Genomic DNA, 17,816 nt, shown 5'->3' with positions numbered 1-17,816 from the left:
TCGCCGCCCGGCGGACTCTGAGAGGCCACTAGGCTGGACGGCCGTGGGGGATCATTACTTCTCGGCCGAACCAGGGGCCGTCAGCAGACCGGGCACGGTCGATCTGGTGCTGCGCGACCTGCATCTGCGGCTGGAGACCGACCGGGGGATGTTCTCCCCCGACCGCGTCGACGCCGGGACGCGGATCCTGCTGGACAGCGTCCCCGCGCCGCCGCCGCGCGGGAACCTGCTGGACCTGGGGTGCGGGTACGGGCCGATCGCGTTGACCCTCGCCAGCCGGGCGCCGGAGGCGACCGTCTACGGGGTGGACGTGAACCGGCGCGCGCTGGAGCTCGCCGAACGGAATGCCCGGACCGCGGGCCTTAACAACGTAAGGTTCATGACGGCGGAGGAGGTCCCGCCCGAGGTCTCCTTCGCGGCGATCTGGTCCAACCCCCCGATCCGGATCGGCAAGCAGGCCCTGCACGAACTGCTGCTGACCTGGCTGCCCCGGCTCGAGCCCGGCGGGCTGGCCCATCTCGTCGTGCAGAAGCACCTGGGCAGCGACTCCCTGCAGCGCTGGCTCACCGACTCCGGCCTGCCCGCCACCCGGCTGGCCTCCCGCTCGTCCTACCGCATCCTGGAGGTCAAGGCCCATGCCGGCTCCTGAGCCCGCCCAGCCCCCCGTCCGCAGGCAGCTGCGGCCCACCGACGTCAAGCGGCTCAACCGCACCTGGCGGCGCAACACCACCGGGAGGCTCGGGCTGCTGGTGGAATCGGTCACCCAGCCCTTCAACATCGGCTCGATCTTCCGCACCTCGGCGGCGTTCGGGGTCGACCACCTGTGGCTGACGGGCAACGCCACCGCGCCGACCCACCCGAACGCCCAGAAGACCGCGCTGGGCACCGACCGGCTGGTGCCCTGGAGCCACGCGGGCACGCCCGCCGAAGCGGTCCGGCTGGCCCGCAAGGAGGGGTTCCGGATCGTCGCGCTGGAGCTGACCACCGACGCCGTGCCGCTGCACGAGGCGGCCCTGGAGGGCGACGTCTGCCTGGCCGTCGGCGGCGAGGACCACGGCTGCTCCCCCGCCCTGCTGGCGGCCTGCGACGCCGTCGCCTACATCCCGCAGACCGGCCGCGTCGGCTCGCTCAACGTCGCCGTGGCCACGGCCGTGGCGCTGGCCGAGATCCGCCGCAGGGAGTGGGCCGGGCAGGGCTAGGGTCCCGCGGCGCGATCGCGGTCACACCTTCCCCCGCCGCTGCCCATCCGCGCTCCGGCTGGCCCATACTGGGTCGGGTGCGGTACGCGTTCCTCGATCACGACGGCCCCCTGGCCTTCGCTCACAGGGGCGGCGCCCTGGGCGCTCCCGAGAACACGATGGTCGCCTTCCAGCGGGCGGTCGACCTGGGATACCGCTATATCGAGACCGACGCCCAGGCCACCGCGGACGGCGTCCTGCTGGCCTTCCACGACCCCCACCTCGGCCGGGTCACCGACCAGCGCGGCCTGATCGCCCGGCTGCCCTACCGGAGGGTGAGCACCGCGCGGGTCGCCGGCACCGAGCCGATCCCGCCGCTGGAGGAGGTGCTGGGCAGCTTCCCCGGCACCCGGTTCAACATCGACATCAAGGACGAGCCCGCGATCGGCCCCCTCGTGCGGGTGCTGCACCGCACCCGGGCCTGGGACCGGGTGTGCATCACCTCGTTCTCCACCCGGCGGCTGGCCCAGCTGCGGGTGCGGGCCGCGCTGTTCACCAGGGAGCCCGTCTGCACCGCGCTGGGCCCCCGGGGGGTGGCCGCCGTCAGGCTCGGCGGAGCGCCCGCCCGGGCCGCCGCCGCGGGCGTCGCCTGCGCCCAGATCCCGTACAACCTGGGCCCCCTGCCCTTCGCCACCGCCTCCTACGTCACCCAGGCCCACGCCCTCGGCCTGGTGGTGCACGCCTGGACGGTCAACGACGCGCCCACCATGGAGAGGCTGCTGGACGCCGGGGTCGACGGGATCATGACCGACGACCTGGAGGGGCTGCGCGACGTGATGGCCGGGCGCGGCCTGTGGCAGGCCGCCGTCCGCTGAGCGGGCACTGGACGCCTCCACGCATACGCCACCAACTCGCAGGGTTGGGAGCGCCCTCATGCGGGAATCTTGTGACGGGATCCGGCGTTGGTCACAACAGGACCGCAAGCCGTCTGGGAGGCGTTTTTTCGATGGCAGAGCGCGCACTTCGCGGCACGAGGCTCGGGGCGACGAGCTACGAGAACGATCGGAACACCGACCTGGCGCCCCGCCAGGACGTGTCTTACACCTGCCCGAAGGGTCACCATTTCACCGTCACCCTCGCCACCGAGGTCGAGGTGCCGATGACCTGGGACTGCCGGAGCTGTGGCGTGCCCGCCCTGCTCATGGACGGCGAGGTCCCCGTGGCCAAGAAGGGCAAGCCGGCGCGCACCCACTGGGACATGCTGCTGGAACGGCGCTCCATCGAGGACCTCGAGGAGGTGCTCGCGGAACGCCTCGCGATCCTTCGGGCGGGCCGGCGCAAGAGCGCCTGACGGGCGCCCGGGATGTGATGTGAGAGGGGCGGGAAGGGGCTTGAAGGCCCTTCCCGCCCCTTTTCTGCTTTCTCTGTTCCGCTTTCTCTGTTCCGCGCCGTGGCCGGCTCAGGGCTCGAGCCGCCGCTCCTCCCGGCCGTCGTCCTCCGGGTTCGCGGAGGGCCGGCGGTCGTCCTCGATGACCTCTCCCCTGATCACACCGGGGCCCTCGCTCCCTCCCCGGGGCCGCTGCGGATGCTCGGCGAAGGGGCCGAAGGACCCGCCGGGAAAGCCCGCCGCGGTCAGGCCGCCGCTCGCCGCCCGGCGCTCCGCCCAGGCCAGCGCCCGTCCGCGCACCAGCGAGCGGGTGAAGGGGAGCAGCAGCACCAGCGCGGGAAGGTCGGTCAGGAAGCCGGGGAGCGCCAGCAGCACCCCGCCCAGCAGGATCAGCGCCGCGTCGGCCGGACCGCGCTCGGGCGTCCGCCCCGAGGCCAGGGTCTCGTTCAGCCGCCGCCAGGCCCTGCGCCCCTCGTGCTTGACGATCAGCGAGCCCAGCAGGACCTGGACGATCAGCAGCAGGGCCACGCCCCAGCCGCCGATCAGCCGCCCCACCTGGATCATCACCAGGATCTCCAGCACGGGCAGGACCAGAAGGGCAAGGGGAACCAGCGGGCGCATACCTCCATCATCGCCGATCCCGCGACCCGATCACCCTCCCTGACCGGGATCTCTTCCTCTTTCCCACTCTCTGTTGACAAAGCCTGATGTTCCGATAGGTTTGGCCGTCTGGTCCGGCACAGGATCAACTGGCCCCGGGCACCCTATAGACAACGGACGCCCTGTTCCCACCGCCTGTGGTGACGCGCCCGGCCCGACGGGTGCCCGGGCCCCTCTTGACTGCCGGTAACGTCTCACCGTCGGATGAATCGGGTGGACGGCTGGAGAGAAGCTTGACGCAGGACACGGCGGCGGACGCCCCCGCCGGGGGCACCGGCTCCTCGGACCCCGCCTCTTCCCCTTCCCGGACCCCGCAGGGACGGCCCCGCCGCGCGCTCCGCCTCGCCGCGGCCGCCCTCGCGGGCCTGGTCATGTACCTGGCCTTCCCGCCGAACGTGCTGGGGCCCGACGAGGGCGGCTCCTCCGGCCTGTGGCCGCTGGCCATGGCCGGGGTGGCGCTCCTCGCCCTGGCACTGCGCGGTCTGGGCCTCCGGCTCGCCGCGCTCGCCGGACTGCTGTGCGGGCTCTTCTTCTTCGTCCCGATCCTGCCGGGGCTGCGGCCCATCGGGACCGATGCCTGGCTGGGGCTGAGCCTCACCGAGGCCGTCTACTTCGCCCCGATGGCCGCTGGTATGGCCCTGGTCTCCCGCACCCGGCTGTGGCCGTTCTGGACGGCCGCGCTGTGGGTGGCCCAGGAGTTCGTGCGCGGCCGGTTCCCGCTGGGCGGCTTCCCCTGGGCCCGGCTGGCCTTCTCTCAAACCGACACTCCCCTGACCGGCTACGCCGCGCTCGGCGGAGCCCCGCTGACGAGCTTCGCCACCGCGCTGGCCGGCGCCCTTCTCGCCTACGCGCTCCTCGCCGCGCTGCGGCACCGGCTGCGGGCCGCCGCCCTCGGCCTGGCCGGGGTGCTGGCGGTCCCGCTGGCCGGGGTCCTGATCCCCACCGGCTCCGGAAACGCCTCCAGGGGCGAGAAGGAGGCGGTCGTGGCGGTGATCCAGGGGAACGTGCCCCGCTCGGGCATGGACTTCCTGGGCCAGCGCCAGGCCGTCCTGAACAACCACGTGGCCCGGACCAGGGAGCTGGCCGCCCAGGTCAGGGCCGGGCAGGTGCCCAGGCCCGACCTCGTGGTCTGGCCCGAGAACTCCAGCGACCTGGACCCGTACCGCGACGACGAGGCCTACGAGGTGATCGACGGGGCGGTCAAGGACGTGGGGGTGCCGGTCCTGGTGGGCGCGCTGACCCTCACGCCGGACGGCGAGCAGGTCGAGAACCGGGGCATCGTCTGGGACCCCGAGACAGGCCCCGGCGACTACTACACCAAGCGGCATCCCGTGCCCTTCGGGGAGTACGTCCCCTTCCGCGATCTCCTGACGGGCTTCATCTCCCGGCTGGAGCGCGTCTCCCGCGACTTCGCGCGCGGGACCATGGACAACCAGGTCCAGGTCGGCCCGGCCGTCATCGGCGACGTCATCTGCTTCGAGGTCGCCTACGACGGCATCGTCCGGGACGCCGCGAACGGCAGCGGGATCCTGGTCGTCCAGACCAACAACGCCACCTACGGGCGCACCAGCCTCCCCTGGCAGCAGCTGGCCATGTCCCGGTTGCGCGCCGTGGAGCACGACCGGCCCGTCCTGGTCGCCGCCACCAGCGGGATCAGCGCGATCGTCGCCCCCGACGGGCGGCTGCTCGAGCAGTCCCGCGAGTTCGTCCCCGACATCCAGGTCGCCTCCGTGCCCGTCCGCACCTCCGCCACGGTCAGCGACCGCCTCGGAGCGCTCCCCGAGTGGATTCTGGCGCTGGCGGGCATCATCGGCCTGGGGGCCGCGGTGCGCGCCCGGCGGCGTCCCGAACCGGACACCCTGGAGGGATGAGATGAACTCCCCGGACTCCGTCATCGTGATCATTCCGACCTTCAACGAACGGGAGAACCTCGCCCTGGTCGTCACCCGGGTCCGCGCGGCCGTCCCGTCCGCGCACGTCCTGGTGGTCGACGACAACAGCCCCGACGGCACCGGGGAGCTCGCCGACGAGCTGGCCGCGGCCGACGAGCGGGTCCACGTGCTGCACCGCACCTCCAAGGACGGGCTCGGCGCCGCCTACCTCGCGGGTTTCTCCTGGGCGCTGGCCCGCGGTTTCGGCGCCGTGGTCGAGATGGACGCCGACGGCTCCCACCAGCCCGAGCAGCTCCCCGCCCTGCTGGAGGCCCTCGGCAGGGCCGACCTGGTGATCGGCGCCCGCTGGATCCCCGGCGGCCGGGTCGAGAACTGGCCCAGGCACCGAGAGGCCCTCTCCAGGGGCGCGAACATCTATACGCGGCTGATGCTCGGCATCCCCCTGCACGACGCCACCGGCGGCTACCGCGCCTTCCGCCGCGAGACCCTGGAGAAGCTCGACCTCCAGGACGTCGACTCCCGCGGCTACTGCTTCCAGGTCGACCTGGCCCTGCGCACCCTGCGGGCGGGCCTGCGCGTGGCCGAGGTGCCCATCACCTTCGTCGAGCGCATGCACGGCTCCAGCAAGATGAGCCAGGGCGTCATCCTCGAGTCGATGGTCAAGGTCGCCCGCTGGGGCGTCCGCGACAGACTCGCCGCCCTGCGCCGCTGACCCCGCTGCTCGGCGGCCCACGGATCCCAGGCGCGCCCGGATCCGGCGCTGGAAGGCGCTTCCCATGCCCCGGCCCGCGGGGCGAACCGCCGCACCTTCCGCGCAAGGTGCGGCTTTTATCTATGTTGGTATGGGTACAGGCAGCTCATGGCTATCAGCAACGAAGAACAGCAACTGCGGGACGAGACCCGGACCGTGCTCCTGGAAGCGATCAAAGCCAGCGCCCGGCATCTCGGCAGCAGCTCGGGAAGCGTCGGCGGAGCCTCACTCAAGGACCTCGCCGAGGCGTACGCCATCCTGACCGACTCGAAGAAGCCCCCGTCAGGCTTTTACAGCGCCTGACCGTCAGCCGGCCGCCTCCTTCGGGATGTCACGGACCTTGAGTTTGGCCATGCGCCCGTCCTCGTGGTGCCAGACCACGCCCTCGTAGGGGTGGGAGTGGAGCCATGCGGCGAGCCCGTCGTAGTCGCGGGGGAGGTCCTCGAAGTCCTCGGCGGCGGCGTGCATGACGAGAGCATGCCGCTCGTAGCCCTCGGGGTTGCGGTTGATCTTCGGGCCGAGGAGTTCATAGGTGCCGCGCGGCCAGACGGCGGTGACGTCGTCGGCCGCCGCGTCGGCGAGGGCTTCGGCGTGGAACCTGGCGAAAGCGGACTGCTCGACGGGCTCCCACCCCATGGTCTTGCCGGTCTCCCCGTCCCGCTGGATCTCGACGAAGCCCGCGGGCGGGGCCTTGTCCTTCTTGACCTCGCGGCGGGCCCACCAGCGCTCGCCGTCGTACATGACGCACGTTCCGTCGTACTTGCGAGTGGCGGTGCCCTCCCCCGCGAACACCCAGGCGCATTCGGGGTTGGGCCGGCGGGTGACGTAGCGGGGGTCGCCGTCCCAATCGCGGACGAACAGGGTGGGGACCTTCTTCATCAGGCGGCTCCGTTCGCGGTGGCGGGCCGAACGGGGTCGGCTCAGGCCCGGAGTCGAGTGTGGCAAAGATGCCGGTGCGGCGGCAGCCTTTTTCGCCCTCGCGGACCGCGATGCCCGGTTTCGATATTCTCCTCCCCATGGAAGCCGCCGAAGCCGAAGCCAGGGCCGAACTCGCCAACGCCCGCCACCTCCAGCTCAAAGCCGAATTCGAAGCCGCCCAGAACGAGCTCTTCGACGCCTGCGCCGCAGCGGTCCGGGCCGGCAGCACCCCCGAACGCCTCGCCGAGAAGGTCGGCCTCACCGCCGCCCTCATCCGCGAGAAGCTCCAGGAGCGAGGGGCCTGACCGCCGCGCACCGGACCCGACCCCCTTCGTGAGCAGCCCACGCAAACCCGAGAAGGACCCATGACCCCTGCCCCCCGTTCCCCCGCCCGCGTCCCGGTGAAGGTCCTGATGCTCGTCGGGGACCAGGCCGAGATCCTCATCCCGGCGTTCAAGTTCACGGTCGACAACCCGCTGAGGGTTCCGGTCGACGGGCTGCTCGAGGCGACCGGCCTGGAGCGGAGCAGGCTCCCCGGCCGGCGTCTGACCGCGCTGGTCTCGGAGACCTTCGAGGACGGCGTCCAGGTGGCGGAGTACGAGCTGATCAAGTAAGGACGCGTCTACTTGACGGCCCCCGCGGTCAGGCCTGCCTGGATCTGGCGCTGGAAGATCACGTAGACGATGACGACCGGGACGATCGCCATGCTCAGGGCGGCCATCAGGCCCGGCCAGTCGGCTTCGTAGCCGGCGCTGGTGCTGATGTTGGCGATGCCCTGGGTGAGCACCCACTTGTCCTGGTCGGCGGGCATGAGGACCAGGGGGAGCAGGTACTGGTTCCACTGGCCGATCACGTTGAAGATCGTGATGGAGACCAGGCCCGGCTTCGCCATCGGCAGCATGATCTGGAAGAACGTGCGGGTGTGGCTGCAGCCGTCGATGAAGGCCGCCTCGGCCACCGAGGTGGGCAGCGTCTTGAAGAACGCCGACAGGAAGAACACCGTGAACGGCAGCGAGTAGGCGACGTACACCAGGATCAGGCCGTGGAAGGTGTTGAGCATCCCGAGGTTCTGGACCACCTTGAACAGCGGGACCAGCGCCAGGAAGACCGGGAAGGTCATGCCCGACACGAACATCAGGTAGAGCAGCCTGTTGCCGCGGAAGGTGTACCGCGACAGCACGTAGGCGGCCATCGAGCCCAGGAGCATGGTCAGGAAGGTGCTCGCGCCGACCACCAGGACGGTGTTGAGCAGGTACTGCCCGATGTTCGCCTTGCCCCAGGCGCGGGTCCAGGCGTCCAGGTGCCAGGTCTGCGGCAGCGTCCAGGCGTCGCCGAAGATCTCGTCGTTGGTCTTGAAGGCCGCGACGAACGTCCAGACCAGCGGGACGATCACCAGCAGCGCCCAGACCGCCAGGGCCAGATGGGACAGGCCGGTGAACGCGCCGGTGAGGGCGCGGCGGCCGGGGCGGGCGGCGGCACGGGCGGGACGGGCCGTCGCGGTCTTGCCTGCGGTCTCAGTCGTCATCGTCGCCGCCTTTAGAACTCGATGCGTTCGCGGCGGGTCACCCGCAGGGTGAGCGCCGCGAAGGTGATGGTCATGAAGAACAGCACCACGCCCATCGCGGAGGCGTAGCCGAACTTCGAGTAGGTGAAGGCGTTCCGGTAGATCTCCAGGGCCACGACGGTGGTGGAGTTGTCCGGGCCGCCGCGGTCCACCGAGAGCACCTGCACGATCGCGAACATGTCGAACGCGATGATGCCCAGGTAGACCCAGCCGACCTGCAGGCTGTCCCACAGCAGCGGGATGGTCACGCGGAAGAAGAGGGTGAACTTCCCCGCCCCGTCCAGGGCCGCGGCCTCGAAGAGCTCCTTGGGGATGGAGGCCATGCCGGCCGAGAACAGCACGACGTAGAAGCCCACGCTCTGCCAGACGACCACCGCGATGATCGACCACAGGGCCAGGTCCGGGTCGTTCAGCCACTGCACGGGGGCGATGCCGACCTTGTCCAGCAGGCCGTTGATCATGCCGCTGGAGGTCGGCCGGTAGACCGACTGGAACAGGACGCCGACGATCGCGACCGCCAGGACCTGCGGCAGGAAGAAGACGACCTTGTAGAAGGAGGACCCCCTGACCCCGCCGGTCCCGCCGCCCTTCCCCTTCCCGCCGGCGTTCAGCAGGAAGGAGAAGAACAGCGCGATGGCGAGGGTGGCCAGCGGCAGGGCGATCAGGATCCACAGGTGGTGCCACAGCGCCGAGACGAAGGCGTCGTTCTCGAACAGGGCCTTGAAGTTGTCGAACCCGACGTAGTCGGGGGTTTTGAGCCCCCGCCAGTCGGTCAGCGCGATCTGGAAGGCCTGGAGATAGGGGCCGATCACGAAGACCGCGTACAGGAGGACGGGCGCCGCCAGGAACCCGACGATGAACGGGTACTGGCCGCGTTTCCCCCGGCTCCGCGGGAGCCGGCTCTTCCGCACGGGTTCCGGCGCGGGGTCCGGTCCGGGGCCCGCTTTCGGGTCCGGCACTTCATTGATCTCGATGTCACTGCCCTGCCGCATGGCCAGGTGCCTCCGTGTCGCTGGGCGAAGGTCAGACGGTGCGCTTCTGGATGTCGGCGCCCGCGGCCTTCTTCGCCTTGTCCGCGGCCTTCTGCATCTCGTCGCAGAACTTCGCGGCGTCGATGCGGCCGAACATCAGGTTGTTGGTCTGGCGGCGCAGCTCGGTCTCGAGCTCCTTGTACCAGTTCTCGAAGAGGCTGTTGGTGACGATGTTGTCGCCCGCGGCCTTCTGCGCGGCCGCGACCGACGACAGGCCCGGGGACAGGGACAGGCCGTCGGTGGCGTCCTTGACGATGGTCAGGGAGCCGGACTTGCCGGTGAAGCCCTTCGCGCCCTCCTTGGAGAGCATCATGCGGAAGTACTCCAGGCCGCCCTGCGGGTTGGCGCCCTTGGCCGAGACGAAGTAGAACTCGCCCGCGGCGACACGCAGCGCCTCGAAGGGCATCTTGTCCGCGGCGGTGACCGAGGGGGTCGGGGCGATCGCGTACTTGAAGGACGCCGGGGTGGACTTGGCCTGCTCGTTCTCCAGCCAGGACCCGGACGGGTAGAACGCGACCTTGCCCTTGTTCTGCTCGGTCTGGACCTCGGTGTGGATGAGGCCCTCGTAGGACTTGTCGGAGTACTTGGCGTTGATCTCGGCCCAGGCGGCGGCCGCCTGCTTGACCGCGTCGTTCTGCCAGGCGCCGTCCTCGAGGTTGTCGATGTTGATCAGCACCTCGTTGCCGCCGATCTTGGCGGCGGAGATGAGGATCATCCAGTAGGCGTAGTAGGAGGCGTTCTTGCCCGCGTAGGCGAAGGGGGTGATGCCCTTGGCCTTGATCTTCTCGGCGAGGGTCTTGAACTCGTCGAACGTCTTGGGCGGGGTCCAGCCGTTGGCGGCGAACAGCTCCGAGTCGTACCAGAGGCCGTAGGTGGAGGACACGTACGGCAGCAGGAGGGGCTTGCCGAGGACCTCGCCGGTGGCGGGGGCCTCGGCCAGGACGGTCTCGCGGATCTTCTTCTTCGGGTCGTCCAGGGAGGGGGCGTCCCACAGCGCGGTGAGGTCCTGCAGGTGGCCGGCCTCGGCGAGGGCGCCGCTGTCCATCAGGTCCGAGCCGGCGTTGGCGACGACGTCGGGGATGTTGCTGCCGCTGGAGAAGCGCGGCTGCAGCGTCTTGTTGATCTCGACGATGCCCTCGTGGTTGATCTTCACACCGGGGAACGCCTTCGCGTACATCGGCTCGTGGACCTGGGTGGCGTAGTCGTCGCCCAGCCCGCCCTTGAAGATCACGACAGTGAGCGGCTTGGCCGCGTCCACGCCGAAGGGGTTCTTGGCGTCCTCGCCGGTGACGTCGTTGTCGGTGGTCTCGTCGCTGCCGCCGCTGGTGGCGCAGGCGCTGAGCAGGCTCAGGCCGGGGACGGCGGCGGCCGCGAGGCCGAGGCGCTTGAGGATGTCGCGCCGGTCCATTCCTGCGGTCTCCCGCGGGTCCTGCTGGGCCATGTGAGCACTCCTTGGGTGAGGGTTTTCTTCAGGGGGGGTCTGGTGCCGTGGCCCGTCAGGGGGGCACCGTGGAGCCGAAGAGTTCTTCTCGGGTGAGTTCCAGGCCGTGTTCGACGGCCCCGGTGAGGACGGGGTTGCCCTCTATGACCGACAACCGCAGCGGTGGCCGCGGGATCGTCATGCGGTGGACCTCGTGTTCGATCAGCTCGCGCAGGGGTTCGCCGCCCGCGAGCAGGACGTCGCCGCTGAGGACGACGAGTTCGGGGTCCAGGACGGAGGTCACCGCGGCCACGCCGGTGGCGACCCGGATCGCCACGTCGCGCAGCGCGTCCTGGGCCGCGGGTTCGCCCGCCTTGGACGCCGCGGCCTGGACCGCGGCCGCGGCGTTGACTCCGCGGAAGCCGTGGGAGCGCATGACCGTCCGCACCGCCGAGGGCCCGGCCAGGGCCTGCAGCCCGTGGTTGGCGAACCGGCCGGTCTCGCGGGCGGTGGGCGCGCCGGGGACGGGCAGGTAGCCGACCTCGCCGGCGCCGCCTCCGGCGCCCCGGTGCAGCCTGCCGTCCAGCACCAGGGCCATGCCGATGCCCGTACCTACCCAGAGCACCACGAAGTTCTCGTACCCCTGGGCGGCGCCGTGCGCGGCCTCGGCCAGCGCGGCGAGGTTGACGTCGTTCTCTATCTCGATCCGGGTGCCGAGCTTGGACTCGACGCCTCCCACCAGGTCGGTGAAGTGCCAGCCGGGCAGGTGCCTGGAGTAGTGCAGCCGCCCGGTGACCGGGTCGACGGCGCCCTGGACGCCGACCACGATCCGGGAGAGTTCGGTCGAGATGATCCCGGCGGCGCTGCAGGCCCCGACGACGGCGTTGCAGATCTCCTCTGAGGCCTTGGCGCCCGCGCGGGAGGGCGCGGGCAGCCGGTACTCCCCGGCGATCCCGCCGGCCAGGTCCGCCACCACGGTCTGGATGCGGTTGGGGGTGATGTCCAGCCCGCAGACGAACGCCGCCCGCGGGTTGATGGCGTACTCCTCGGCCGTCCTTCCCAGGTTGCCGCCGCGCCTTCCGTGCAGGACGACCAGGCCGGCCTCGCGCAGCCGGGTGAGCAGCTGGGAGGCGGTGGGCTTGGACAGGCCGATGAGGTCGCCCAGCTCGGGCCGGGTCAGCGGGCCGTGCTCCAGCAGGGCGCGCAGCGCGGCCTTGTCGTTGATGGCTCTCAGCAGCTGAGGGGTGCCCGGGATGTGCTCCGCCATGACCACCCTCTCGATCGCTCGCTCCGCGCACGGTATTTGTTAGGAAACTGTCCTAATGAATGGGAACGTAGAGAAGTGGGCCAGGTCACGTCAACCCCGGTCCGAACGAAACAACGACTTCGCAATAAATCTGTGATCGACCCCCCGGAGGAGCCCTGAGAATCCCTCCCCCAACCGTGAAAATCTCACCCCCACCAGGGATTGGAAGGATCAAGGACGCTCGCCCGGCACGACGAAGGCCCCGCTCGCCGGGCGAGCGGGGCCTTCGGGAGCCGCCGAGGCGTCTCAGCATGTGAACTTATTTCGGGGAGGTTTCCTTACTCAGCCGGCGGACACCCGGCCGGACTCAGGCCGACGGCTGGAGCCCGGGGATCAGGCCCTCCCTGAAGGCGTCGACGAAGAGCCGGTGGTCTTCGCGCACCACGGCGGCGTACCCGTGCCCGAACGCGACCATGGCGGCGACGAAGTCCGACTCGTCGGGGCCGATCGCCTCGTCGATGGCGTCCTCCACCTGGAACGGCACCAGGGTGTGGTCGGAGTCGCCGTCGGAGACGCAGTGGATCTTCGCGGTGGCCCGGCCCAGGTCGGCCAGCAGGGCGATCATCTCGTCGGGCTCGGTCATGCCCGACCAGTCCAGGTCCGCCTCGTACGGCGAGAGCTCCTGCACCACGAAGCCCACACCGCCGATCTCGGTGTGGCCCAGCCACGGGTCGGCGTTGGCCTGCAGCGCCCGCCGGGAGACGGCCGTGCGGTGGCCGTGGTGGCGGAAGTAGGAGGCGATCTGCGGGTCGGTGACCACCCGGGACGGCGCGGCGGTGTTGCCCTGCTTGACCGACAGGATGACGTCGTTCTCCAGGGCCTGGCTGTGGCCCTCCACCAGGATGTTGTAGGCGGTCAGGCCGGCCGAGCCGATGCCGAACCCGGAGGCTCCCACCACGTCCTTGATCTTGTAGCTGAGGCTGCCGGAGAACCGCTTCTCCTGCGGGATGGTCTCCAGGTACCGCTCGTAGGCGGCCTCGACCGCGGCCCGTTCGGCGTCGTCCAGTTCACGGATGCCGGGCGTCCGGCGCATCCGCCGCTGGTACCGGTCGACGACGGTCAGCGCCGACAGCAGCCCGACCCGGGTGGAGGACAGCGCCTCGTTCAGCACGCCGCGGACGTGGCCGTCGGCGGTGTCGAGGGTCAGCGCCCACGACTCGCCGGGCTCGGCTCGCGCGTAGAAGCGCACCTGGTCGACGTAGGCCCGCACGTAGGACTCGATCATGCGGGTGATGTCGGCGTCGGAGATCGCCTTGGTCCAGGCCATGAGCGCGAGGCTGGCCACCAGCCGCTTGACGTCCCAGGTGAAGTGCCCGACGTAGGCCTCGTCGAAGTCGTTGACGTCGAAGACGAAGACCCCGTCGTCGTTCATGTAGGTGCCGAAGTTCTGCGCGTGCAGGTCGCCCTGGATCCAGACGCGGCCGGTGCGCTCGTCGGCCCAGGGGTCGTCGTCGTGGACGATGTCGGCGTAGAAGATCGGCGCGCTGCCGCGGTAGAAGGCGAAGGGGTCGGAGGCCATCTTCCGGAACCGGCGCCGGAACTCGGCGGGGCTGCGTTCCATCAGCGGGGCGAACGCCTCCACCAGCACGTCCACCAGCTGGACCTGGCGTTCCTTGGCGTCCTTCTGCCGTAGCGCTGCCACGAGGTCGGTCATGTGATCGGGGTTCCTTTCGAGCTTTGCCCACGATCATCCCGCTTTCAGGTGACCTGCGTCAGACGAACTCCTGTTCAGGAGGCGTCCAGATACCGGGCGTCCACTTTCTCGATCTTCCTCCGCAGCGCCAGCTCGGGCTCGTCGGCGAAGGAGCACAGCGCGACCATCGCGGTGATCATCACGTCGCACAGCTCCTCGGCGACGTCCTCGCGGGTGTGGGTGACGCCCTTGCGGGGGTTCTGCCCGACCATGCCGATGTACGCCGCGGTCACCTCGCCGACCTCCTCGGAGAGCTTCAGCAGGCGCAGCGCCAGCTCGTGCTCGGAGGTCCCGTTGACCTCGTCGAGGTGGGCGGAGAACCTCCGGACGCTGGCCCAGGGATCGAAGTCGGTCATGGAGGAGACCCTAGTCCGGACCTGCCGGTAAGCGGGCACTTCCCGATCTGCTATCTAATGGTGACCTGGCATTCCCCCTGAGGCCCCGGAGGGCGAGTACATGATCGAGTGGTCCGAGGAAGATCTGATGATCCGCGACGCGGTGCGCGACTGGATCACCAAGGAGGTGCGTCCGCACCTCGACGAGCTGGACTCCGGGGAGCTGTCGCCGTACGGGATCATCCGCGGCCTGTACAAGACCTTCGGCATGGCGGACCTGGCCGCCTCGCAGTTCGACAAGACCATCGCCCGGGAGAAGGCCGGCGAGGCTCCCAAGCCCAAGAAGGAGGGCAAGGGCGACGCCAACGCGGCCATGTCCATGCTGCCCATCATCGAGCTGTGCAAGGTCGCCCCCGGCCTGGTCACCGCGATGGGCGTGTCGCTCGGCCTGGCCGCCGGCACCATCATGAAGCGCGGCACGACCGAGCAGAAGGAGCGCTGGGGCCGCGACCTGCTGACCTTCGAGAAGGTCGGCGCGTGGGCGATCACCGAGCCGGACTCCGGCTCCGACGCCTTCGGCGGCATGAAGGCCTCGGCCAAGGCCGACGGCGACGGCTGGATCCTCAACGGCAACAAGACCTTCATCACCAACGGCCCCGCCGCCGACACGATCGTCTTCTACGCCAAGCTCGACGACGGCCGCCCGGTGCGCGAGCGCGAGATCCTGTGCTTCGTGCTCGACAGCGGCATGCCGGGCCTGGAGCAGAGCAAGCCGCTGCGCAAGATGGGCTGCCACTCCTCCCCCACCGGCGAGCTGTTCCTGCAGGACGTGCGGGTCGGCCCCGACCGGCTGCTGTCGGGCGGCGGCAGCGGCAAGGAGTCCGCCAAGCAGAACTTCACCGCCGAGCGCTCGGGCGTGGCGGCGATGGCGCTGGGCGTCATCGAGGAGTGCATGCGCCTGTCGATCGACTACGCCAAGTCCCGCATGGCGTGGGGCAAGCCGATCGCCGACTACCAGCTCATCCAGCTGAAGCTGGCCAAGATGGAGGTCGCCCGCCTCAACGTGCAGAACCTGGTGTTCCGCTACATCGAGATGCAGAAGACCGGCCGCAGCATGACCCTGGCCGAGGCCAGCGCGATGAAGCTGTACTCCGCGCAGGCCGCCGCCGAGGTCTCCATGGAGGCCGTCCAGCTGTTCGGCGGCAACGGCTACATGTCGGAGTTCCGCGTCGAGCAGCTCGCCCGTGACGCCAAGGTCTTCCAGATCTACGCCGGCACCGACGAGCTCCAGATCACTCACATCGCCCGGGACCTGCTCAACCGCTGACCCGCCGACGAGGCGGGGCTCTCCCACGGGAGAGCCCCGCCTCGTCGTGTTCCGGGGCACCTACTTGCGTTCGCGCAGGAGCAGGATCCGCCAGGTCGCCTCGCCGACGACTCCGTCCTCCTTGATCCCGCCCCACTGCTGGAGGGCGCGGACGGCCTTCTCGACGACGTCGTCGAAGCCGCCTTCGATCGTCTTGACCTCGGGGTGCGAGCGGGCGAGCAGCAGGGCGCGCAGGGTCTGCATGTCCTCGCCGGGCTTGGCGCCCCTGGCGAGGGTGGGGAGCTTCTTCACGATCGCCTCCGTGGGATCGGACCCGGAGGCCAGCCGCCGGGCGACCTCGGGGATGACGCGTTCTTTGAGCTGCTTGACGCGGGCCGTGCCGGGGCAGACGTGGCCCGACCGGTTCCATGCCGCGAACTGCGAGTGGTAACCGAATCCCCTGCCCGACGACGAGGTGACGAGTTTGGCGGGGTTGCCGGTCTGGCGGCACCACCACTCGCCCAGGTCGATGAGCGCCTCGAGCTGCTTCGCCGTCCAGGGAACGCCGCTCTTGGCCCCGTCGGAGGTCTCGACGCTGGTGGCGTACGCGTTGCCCCCGTACTGGGCATCGGCCTTCCGGTCGAGGGCCTGCCACTGCCAGACCGCGCCGTCGAGGCCCTTGTCCCAGCTGCCGCCGACGCCGAAGTGCGACTCGGTCCCGGCGTAGCCGTCGCGCCGGAACCACGAGTCGGTCCCGGCGAGGTAGCCGGACATGGTGTGGAAGATCAGCACGCGCGGGGTGCCGATCTTGGGCTCGGTCTGGGTACCGAGCGGTTTCCTGGCCGCTCCGGGATACCAGAGCTGCATCTTCTTCTCCCGTTCCTCGGTTCCGCGTGCGGACTGGACGCCGGTCTCGGGCGCTCCTCTCGAGATTGCGCACCTTTAGGGTTTATCGGTATGAACCGGCCGCGCATCACCATGGCACTCGTCACAGTGGCGCCGCGGCCGTCCGGCGCTCCGGCACGAGGGCTCTCTTCCGCTGGACACGGATCAAGTTGATCTGAATACTCACGTCTATGGACGGACCGCCCGCTTTCCCGGTACGGGCCTCCGACGCGCAGCGCGATCGGGTCATCGAGGAGTTGCGCGACCGGGTCGTCGAGGGCCGGATGTCGCCGGAGACCTACGAGTACCGCGTGGACCAGGCCCTGCGCGCCCGCAACGAGGCCGAACTGCAGGACCTGCTGCGGGACCTGCCGCCGCGCGGCCGGCTGGTCCGGCGGGTCGCCGGAGTGGTCTCCTCGCTCTCCTCCGCCACCGCGCGCATCGAGGCGGCCTGGCGCACGCCCCGCCTGCCGCGGTTCCTGCTGCCGCCCGGCCGGCAGGCGCGCGTGCTGGTGGGACGGGCGCCCGGCTGCCAGCTCGTGCTCACCGACCTGACCGTCTCCCGGTTCCACGCCGAGATCAAGGCGTGCGAGGGCGGCTGGACCGTCAGCGACCTGGGCTCGATGAACGGCACCAAGGTCAACGGCTGGCGGCTGACCGGCCCCGCCTTGATCCGCCCCGGCGACCAGATCGCCTTCGGGGACTGCGCCTTCGTGGCGGCCGCGCCCTGAGCGGGCCGCCGCGGCCTCACAGCTTGGGCGGGCGGCCCTCGTAGGGGGTGCTCAGCACGATCGTGGTGCGGGTGTTGACGTTGGCGGCCGAGCGGATCCGCTGAAGCAGCTCCTCCAGGTCGCTGGGCTTGGAGACCCTGACCTTCAGGATGTAGTTCTCCTCGCCCGCCACCGAGTGGCACGCCTCGATCTCGTCCAGGTGCGCCAGCCTCTCGGGGGCGTCGTCCGGCGCGGCCGGGTCGATCGGTTTGATCGAGATGAACGCGGTCAGGGGCAGCCCGATCTGCTCGGGGTCCAGCTGCGCGCTGAACCCCTTGATCGCGCCGCGCTTCTCCAGCCGCCGTACGCGCTGGTGCACGGCGGACACCGAAAGGCCGGTCTCCTTGGCCAGGTCGGTGAAACTCATGCGCCCGTCCCGGGCCAGCAGGAGCAGGATCTGGCGGTCTGTGTCCTCCACGGGGAGAAATCTACCGTGAGCGCCCTGTTCGCGGAGAACCGGTGACCGGACCGCAACTTGCCCGCACCATCAGCTCGGTCGCCAGCACCACCGGACGGCCCGGCGCGCGGGCCTGAGAGCGCAGCAGCAGTTCGCAGGCGCGGTACCCCATGTCGCGTGCCGGGTGGGCCACGGCGGTCAGGGGCGGGTCGCACAACTCCGACCAGGGAACGTCCTCGACGATGGCGATGGAGACGTCCGCCGGGACGCGCAGGGTCAGCTCGCGGGCGGCCAGCACGGCGGCCTCGCCGAGGTGGTGGGCG

The 17,816-nt window shown here is 70.3% G+C and carries 21 protein-coding genes and 1 pseudogene; 11 read left to right on the top strand and 11 right to left on the bottom strand.

Annotation, left to right across the window (positions count from 1 at the left end; translation table 11 throughout):
- The first annotated feature begins 43 nt into the window (after window positions 1-43).
- The 4 genes from ABD327_RS22905 (at window position 44) to ABD327_RS22890 (ending at window position 2,529) form a co-directional block, all read left to right on the top strand.
- Complete coding sequence (locus ABD327_RS22905) at window positions 44-649, top strand: class I SAM-dependent methyltransferase (RefSeq protein ID WP_344452675.1); 606 nt, start codon at window positions 44-46, stop codon at window positions 647-649.
- On the top strand, window positions 636-1,199 hold the full coding sequence (locus tag ABD327_RS22900; RefSeq protein WP_344452674.1) for a TrmH family RNA methyltransferase: 564 nt from the start codon (window positions 636-638) through the stop codon (window positions 1,197-1,199). Before ABD327_RS22905 ends, ABD327_RS22900 begins: the two co-directional genes overlap by 14 nt.
- Before the next feature lie 77 nt (window positions 1,200-1,276).
- A complete protein-coding gene (locus ABD327_RS22895; protein WP_344452673.1) occupies window positions 1,277-2,053 on the top strand; it encodes a glycerophosphodiester phosphodiesterase family protein in 777 nt (258 codons plus the stop codon).
- Window positions 2,054-2,184: 131 nt separating this feature from the next.
- Complete coding sequence (locus ABD327_RS22890; RefSeq protein WP_344452672.1) at window positions 2,185-2,529, top strand: RNA polymerase-binding protein RbpA; 345 nt, start codon at window positions 2,185-2,187, stop codon at window positions 2,527-2,529.
- Between the two features lie 108 nt (window positions 2,530-2,637).
- On the opposite strand, the gene ABD327_RS22885 is transcribed toward ABD327_RS22890, so the two are convergent.
- Entirely contained in the window at window positions 2,638-3,186 is a 549-nt protein-coding gene (locus ABD327_RS22885) for an FxsA family protein (RefSeq protein ID WP_344452671.1), read from the bottom strand.
- Between the two features lie 272 nt (window positions 3,187-3,458).
- Between ABD327_RS22885 and lnt the strand changes: the two genes are divergently transcribed.
- The 3 genes from lnt to ABD327_RS22870 all read left to right on the top strand — a co-directional run bounded on the left by lnt (window position 3,459) and on the right by ABD327_RS22870 (window position 6,171).
- On the top strand, window positions 3,459-5,096 hold the full coding sequence (lnt, locus tag ABD327_RS22880; protein WP_344452670.1) for an apolipoprotein N-acyltransferase: 1,638 nt from the start codon (window positions 3,459-3,461) through the stop codon (window positions 5,094-5,096).
- Between the two features lies 1 nt (window position 5,097).
- On the top strand, window positions 5,098-5,829 hold the full coding sequence (locus ABD327_RS22875) for a polyprenol monophosphomannose synthase (protein ID WP_344452669.1): 732 nt from the start codon (window positions 5,098-5,100) through the stop codon (window positions 5,827-5,829).
- Window positions 5,830-5,976: 147 nt separating this feature from the next.
- Complete coding sequence (locus tag ABD327_RS22870; protein WP_344452668.1) at window positions 5,977-6,171, top strand: hypothetical protein; 195 nt, start codon at window positions 5,977-5,979, stop codon at window positions 6,169-6,171.
- Between the two features lie 3 nt (window positions 6,172-6,174).
- Here the strand turns inward: ABD327_RS22870 and ABD327_RS22865 are convergent, their stop codons facing one another.
- The gene (locus ABD327_RS22865) at window positions 6,175-6,747 is read right to left on the bottom strand and encodes a hypothetical protein (RefSeq protein WP_344452667.1); all 573 of its coding nucleotides are present in this window, start codon (window positions 6,745-6,747) and stop codon (window positions 6,175-6,177) included.
- A gap of 137 nt (window positions 6,748-6,884) precedes the next feature.
- Between ABD327_RS22865 and ABD327_RS22860 the strand changes: the two genes are divergently transcribed.
- Both ABD327_RS22860 and ABD327_RS22855 read left to right on the top strand, forming a co-directional pair.
- The gene (locus ABD327_RS22860; protein ID WP_344452666.1) at window positions 6,885-7,091 is read left to right on the top strand and encodes a hypothetical protein; all 207 of its coding nucleotides are present in this window, start codon (window positions 6,885-6,887) and stop codon (window positions 7,089-7,091) included.
- Between the two features lie 60 nt (window positions 7,092-7,151).
- Complete coding sequence (locus ABD327_RS22855) at window positions 7,152-7,400, top strand: hypothetical protein (protein ID WP_344452665.1); 249 nt, start codon at window positions 7,152-7,154, stop codon at window positions 7,398-7,400.
- Between the two features lie 8 nt (window positions 7,401-7,408).
- Here the strand turns inward: ABD327_RS22855 and ABD327_RS22850 are convergent, their stop codons facing one another.
- From ABD327_RS22850 to ABD327_RS22825, 6 genes are all read right to left on the bottom strand, one after another.
- Window positions 7,409-8,311: a carbohydrate ABC transporter permease gene (locus ABD327_RS22850; RefSeq protein WP_344452663.1), complete on the bottom strand. Its 903-nt coding sequence runs from the start codon at window positions 8,309-8,311 to the stop codon at window positions 7,409-7,411.
- Window positions 8,312-8,322: 11 nt separating this feature from the next.
- Complete coding sequence (locus ABD327_RS22845) at window positions 8,323-9,342, bottom strand: carbohydrate ABC transporter permease (protein ID WP_344452662.1); 1,020 nt, start codon at window positions 9,340-9,342, stop codon at window positions 8,323-8,325.
- 31 nt (window positions 9,343-9,373) lie between these two features.
- Window positions 9,374-10,822: an N-acetylglucosamine/diacetylchitobiose ABC transporter substrate-binding protein gene (ngcE, locus tag ABD327_RS22840; RefSeq protein WP_344452661.1), complete on the bottom strand. Its 1,449-nt coding sequence runs from the start codon at window positions 10,820-10,822 to the stop codon at window positions 9,374-9,376.
- A 55-nt stretch (window positions 10,823-10,877) separates the two neighbouring features.
- Entirely contained in the window at window positions 10,878-12,068 is a 1,191-nt protein-coding gene (locus ABD327_RS22835) for an ROK family transcriptional regulator (RefSeq protein WP_344452660.1), read from the bottom strand.
- A gap of 346 nt (window positions 12,069-12,414) precedes the next feature.
- A complete protein-coding gene (locus ABD327_RS22830) occupies window positions 12,415-13,761 on the bottom strand; it encodes a DUF2252 domain-containing protein (protein WP_344452659.1) in 1,347 nt (448 codons plus the stop codon).
- A 74-nt stretch (window positions 13,762-13,835) separates the two neighbouring features.
- A complete protein-coding gene (locus ABD327_RS22825; RefSeq protein ID WP_344452658.1) occupies window positions 13,836-14,156 on the bottom strand; it encodes a MazG-like family protein in 321 nt (106 codons plus the stop codon).
- 100 nt (window positions 14,157-14,256) lie between these two features.
- On the opposite strand from ABD327_RS22825, the gene ABD327_RS22820 reads away from it, so the two are divergent.
- Complete coding sequence (locus tag ABD327_RS22820) at window positions 14,257-15,462, top strand: acyl-CoA dehydrogenase family protein (protein WP_344452656.1); 1,206 nt, start codon at window positions 14,257-14,259, stop codon at window positions 15,460-15,462.
- Window positions 15,463-15,522: 60 nt separating this feature from the next.
- On the opposite strand, the gene ABD327_RS22815 is transcribed toward ABD327_RS22820, so the two are convergent.
- Window positions 15,523-16,308 carry a peptidoglycan recognition protein family protein gene (locus ABD327_RS22815; protein WP_344452655.1) on the bottom strand — a complete coding sequence of 262 codons (786 nt, stop codon included), beginning with the start codon at window positions 16,306-16,308 and terminating at the stop codon, window positions 15,523-15,525.
- A 209-nt stretch (window positions 16,309-16,517) separates the two neighbouring features.
- On the opposite strand from ABD327_RS22815, the gene ABD327_RS22810 reads away from it, so the two are divergent.
- Window positions 16,518-17,057: an FHA domain-containing protein gene (locus tag ABD327_RS22810; protein ID WP_344452654.1), complete on the top strand. Its 540-nt coding sequence runs from the start codon at window positions 16,518-16,520 to the stop codon at window positions 17,055-17,057.
- 16 nt (window positions 17,058-17,073) lie between these two features.
- Here ABD327_RS22810 and ABD327_RS22805 read toward each other — a convergent pair whose 3' ends face one another.
- A complete protein-coding gene (locus tag ABD327_RS22805) occupies window positions 17,074-17,514 on the bottom strand; it encodes an Lrp/AsnC family transcriptional regulator (protein ID WP_344452653.1) in 441 nt (146 codons plus the stop codon).
- Between the two features lie 10 nt (window positions 17,515-17,524).
- A pseudogene (locus ABD327_RS22800) lies at window positions 17,525-17,816 on the bottom strand (substrate-binding domain-containing protein); the annotation flags it as partial.

Origin of the sequence: Actinocorallia aurantiaca, from assembly GCF_039533685.1 — a bacterium.
GTDB lineage: Bacteria > Actinomycetota > Actinomycetes > Streptosporangiales > Streptosporangiaceae > Actinocorallia > Actinocorallia aurantiaca.
The sequence above is the reverse complement of the archived record's forward strand: the minus strand, read 5'-3'. Positions and strand labels throughout refer to the sequence as shown.

Bases quoted from the DNA above. Each gene is read 5' to 3' on its own strand.
- ABD327_RS22825 (WP_344452658.1), bottom strand. From the start codon at position 14,156: ATGACCGACTTCGATCCCTGGGCCAGCGTCCGGAGGTTCTCCGCCCAC.
- ABD327_RS22850 (WP_344452663.1), bottom strand. From the start codon at position 8,311: ATGACGACTGAGACCGCAGGCAAGACCGCGACGGCCCGTCCCGCCCGT.
- ABD327_RS22830 (WP_344452659.1), bottom strand. From the start codon at position 13,761: ATGACCGACCTCGTGGCAGCGCTACGGCAGAAGGACGCCAAGGAACGC.
- ABD327_RS22890 (WP_344452672.1), top strand. From the start codon at position 2,185: ATGGCAGAGCGCGCACTTCGCGGCACGAGGCTCGGGGCGACGAGCTAC.
- ABD327_RS22900 (WP_344452674.1), top strand. From the start codon at position 636: ATGCCGGCTCCTGAGCCCGCCCAGCCCCCCGTCCGCAGGCAGCTGCGG.
- ABD327_RS22875 (WP_344452669.1), top strand. From the start codon at position 5,098: ATGAACTCCCCGGACTCCGTCATCGTGATCATTCCGACCTTCAACGAA.
- ABD327_RS22815 (WP_344452655.1), bottom strand. From the start codon at position 16,308: ATGCAGCTCTGGTATCCCGGAGCGGCCAGGAAACCGCTCGGTACCCAG.
- ABD327_RS22810 (WP_344452654.1), top strand. From the start codon at position 16,518: ATGGACGGACCGCCCGCTTTCCCGGTACGGGCCTCCGACGCGCAGCGC.
- ABD327_RS22855 (WP_344452665.1), top strand. From the start codon at position 7,152: ATGACCCCTGCCCCCCGTTCCCCCGCCCGCGTCCCGGTGAAGGTCCTG.
- ngcE (WP_344452661.1), bottom strand. From the start codon at position 10,822: ATGGCCCAGCAGGACCCGCGGGAGACCGCAGGAATGGACCGGCGCGAC.
- ABD327_RS22885 (WP_344452671.1), bottom strand. From the start codon at position 3,186: ATGCGCCCGCTGGTTCCCCTTGCCCTTCTGGTCCTGCCCGTGCTGGAG.
- ABD327_RS22835 (WP_344452660.1), bottom strand. From the start codon at position 12,068: ATGGCGGAGCACATCCCGGGCACCCCTCAGCTGCTGAGAGCCATCAAC.
- ABD327_RS22865 (WP_344452667.1), bottom strand. From the start codon at position 6,747: ATGAAGAAGGTCCCCACCCTGTTCGTCCGCGATTGGGACGGCGACCCC.
- ABD327_RS22845 (WP_344452662.1), bottom strand. From the start codon at position 9,342: ATGCGGCAGGGCAGTGACATCGAGATCAATGAAGTGCCGGACCCGAAA.
- ABD327_RS22820 (WP_344452656.1), top strand. From the start codon at position 14,257: ATGATCGAGTGGTCCGAGGAAGATCTGATGATCCGCGACGCGGTGCGC.
- ABD327_RS22870 (WP_344452668.1), top strand. From the start codon at position 5,977: ATGGCTATCAGCAACGAAGAACAGCAACTGCGGGACGAGACCCGGACC.
- ABD327_RS22860 (WP_344452666.1), top strand. From the start codon at position 6,885: ATGGAAGCCGCCGAAGCCGAAGCCAGGGCCGAACTCGCCAACGCCCGC.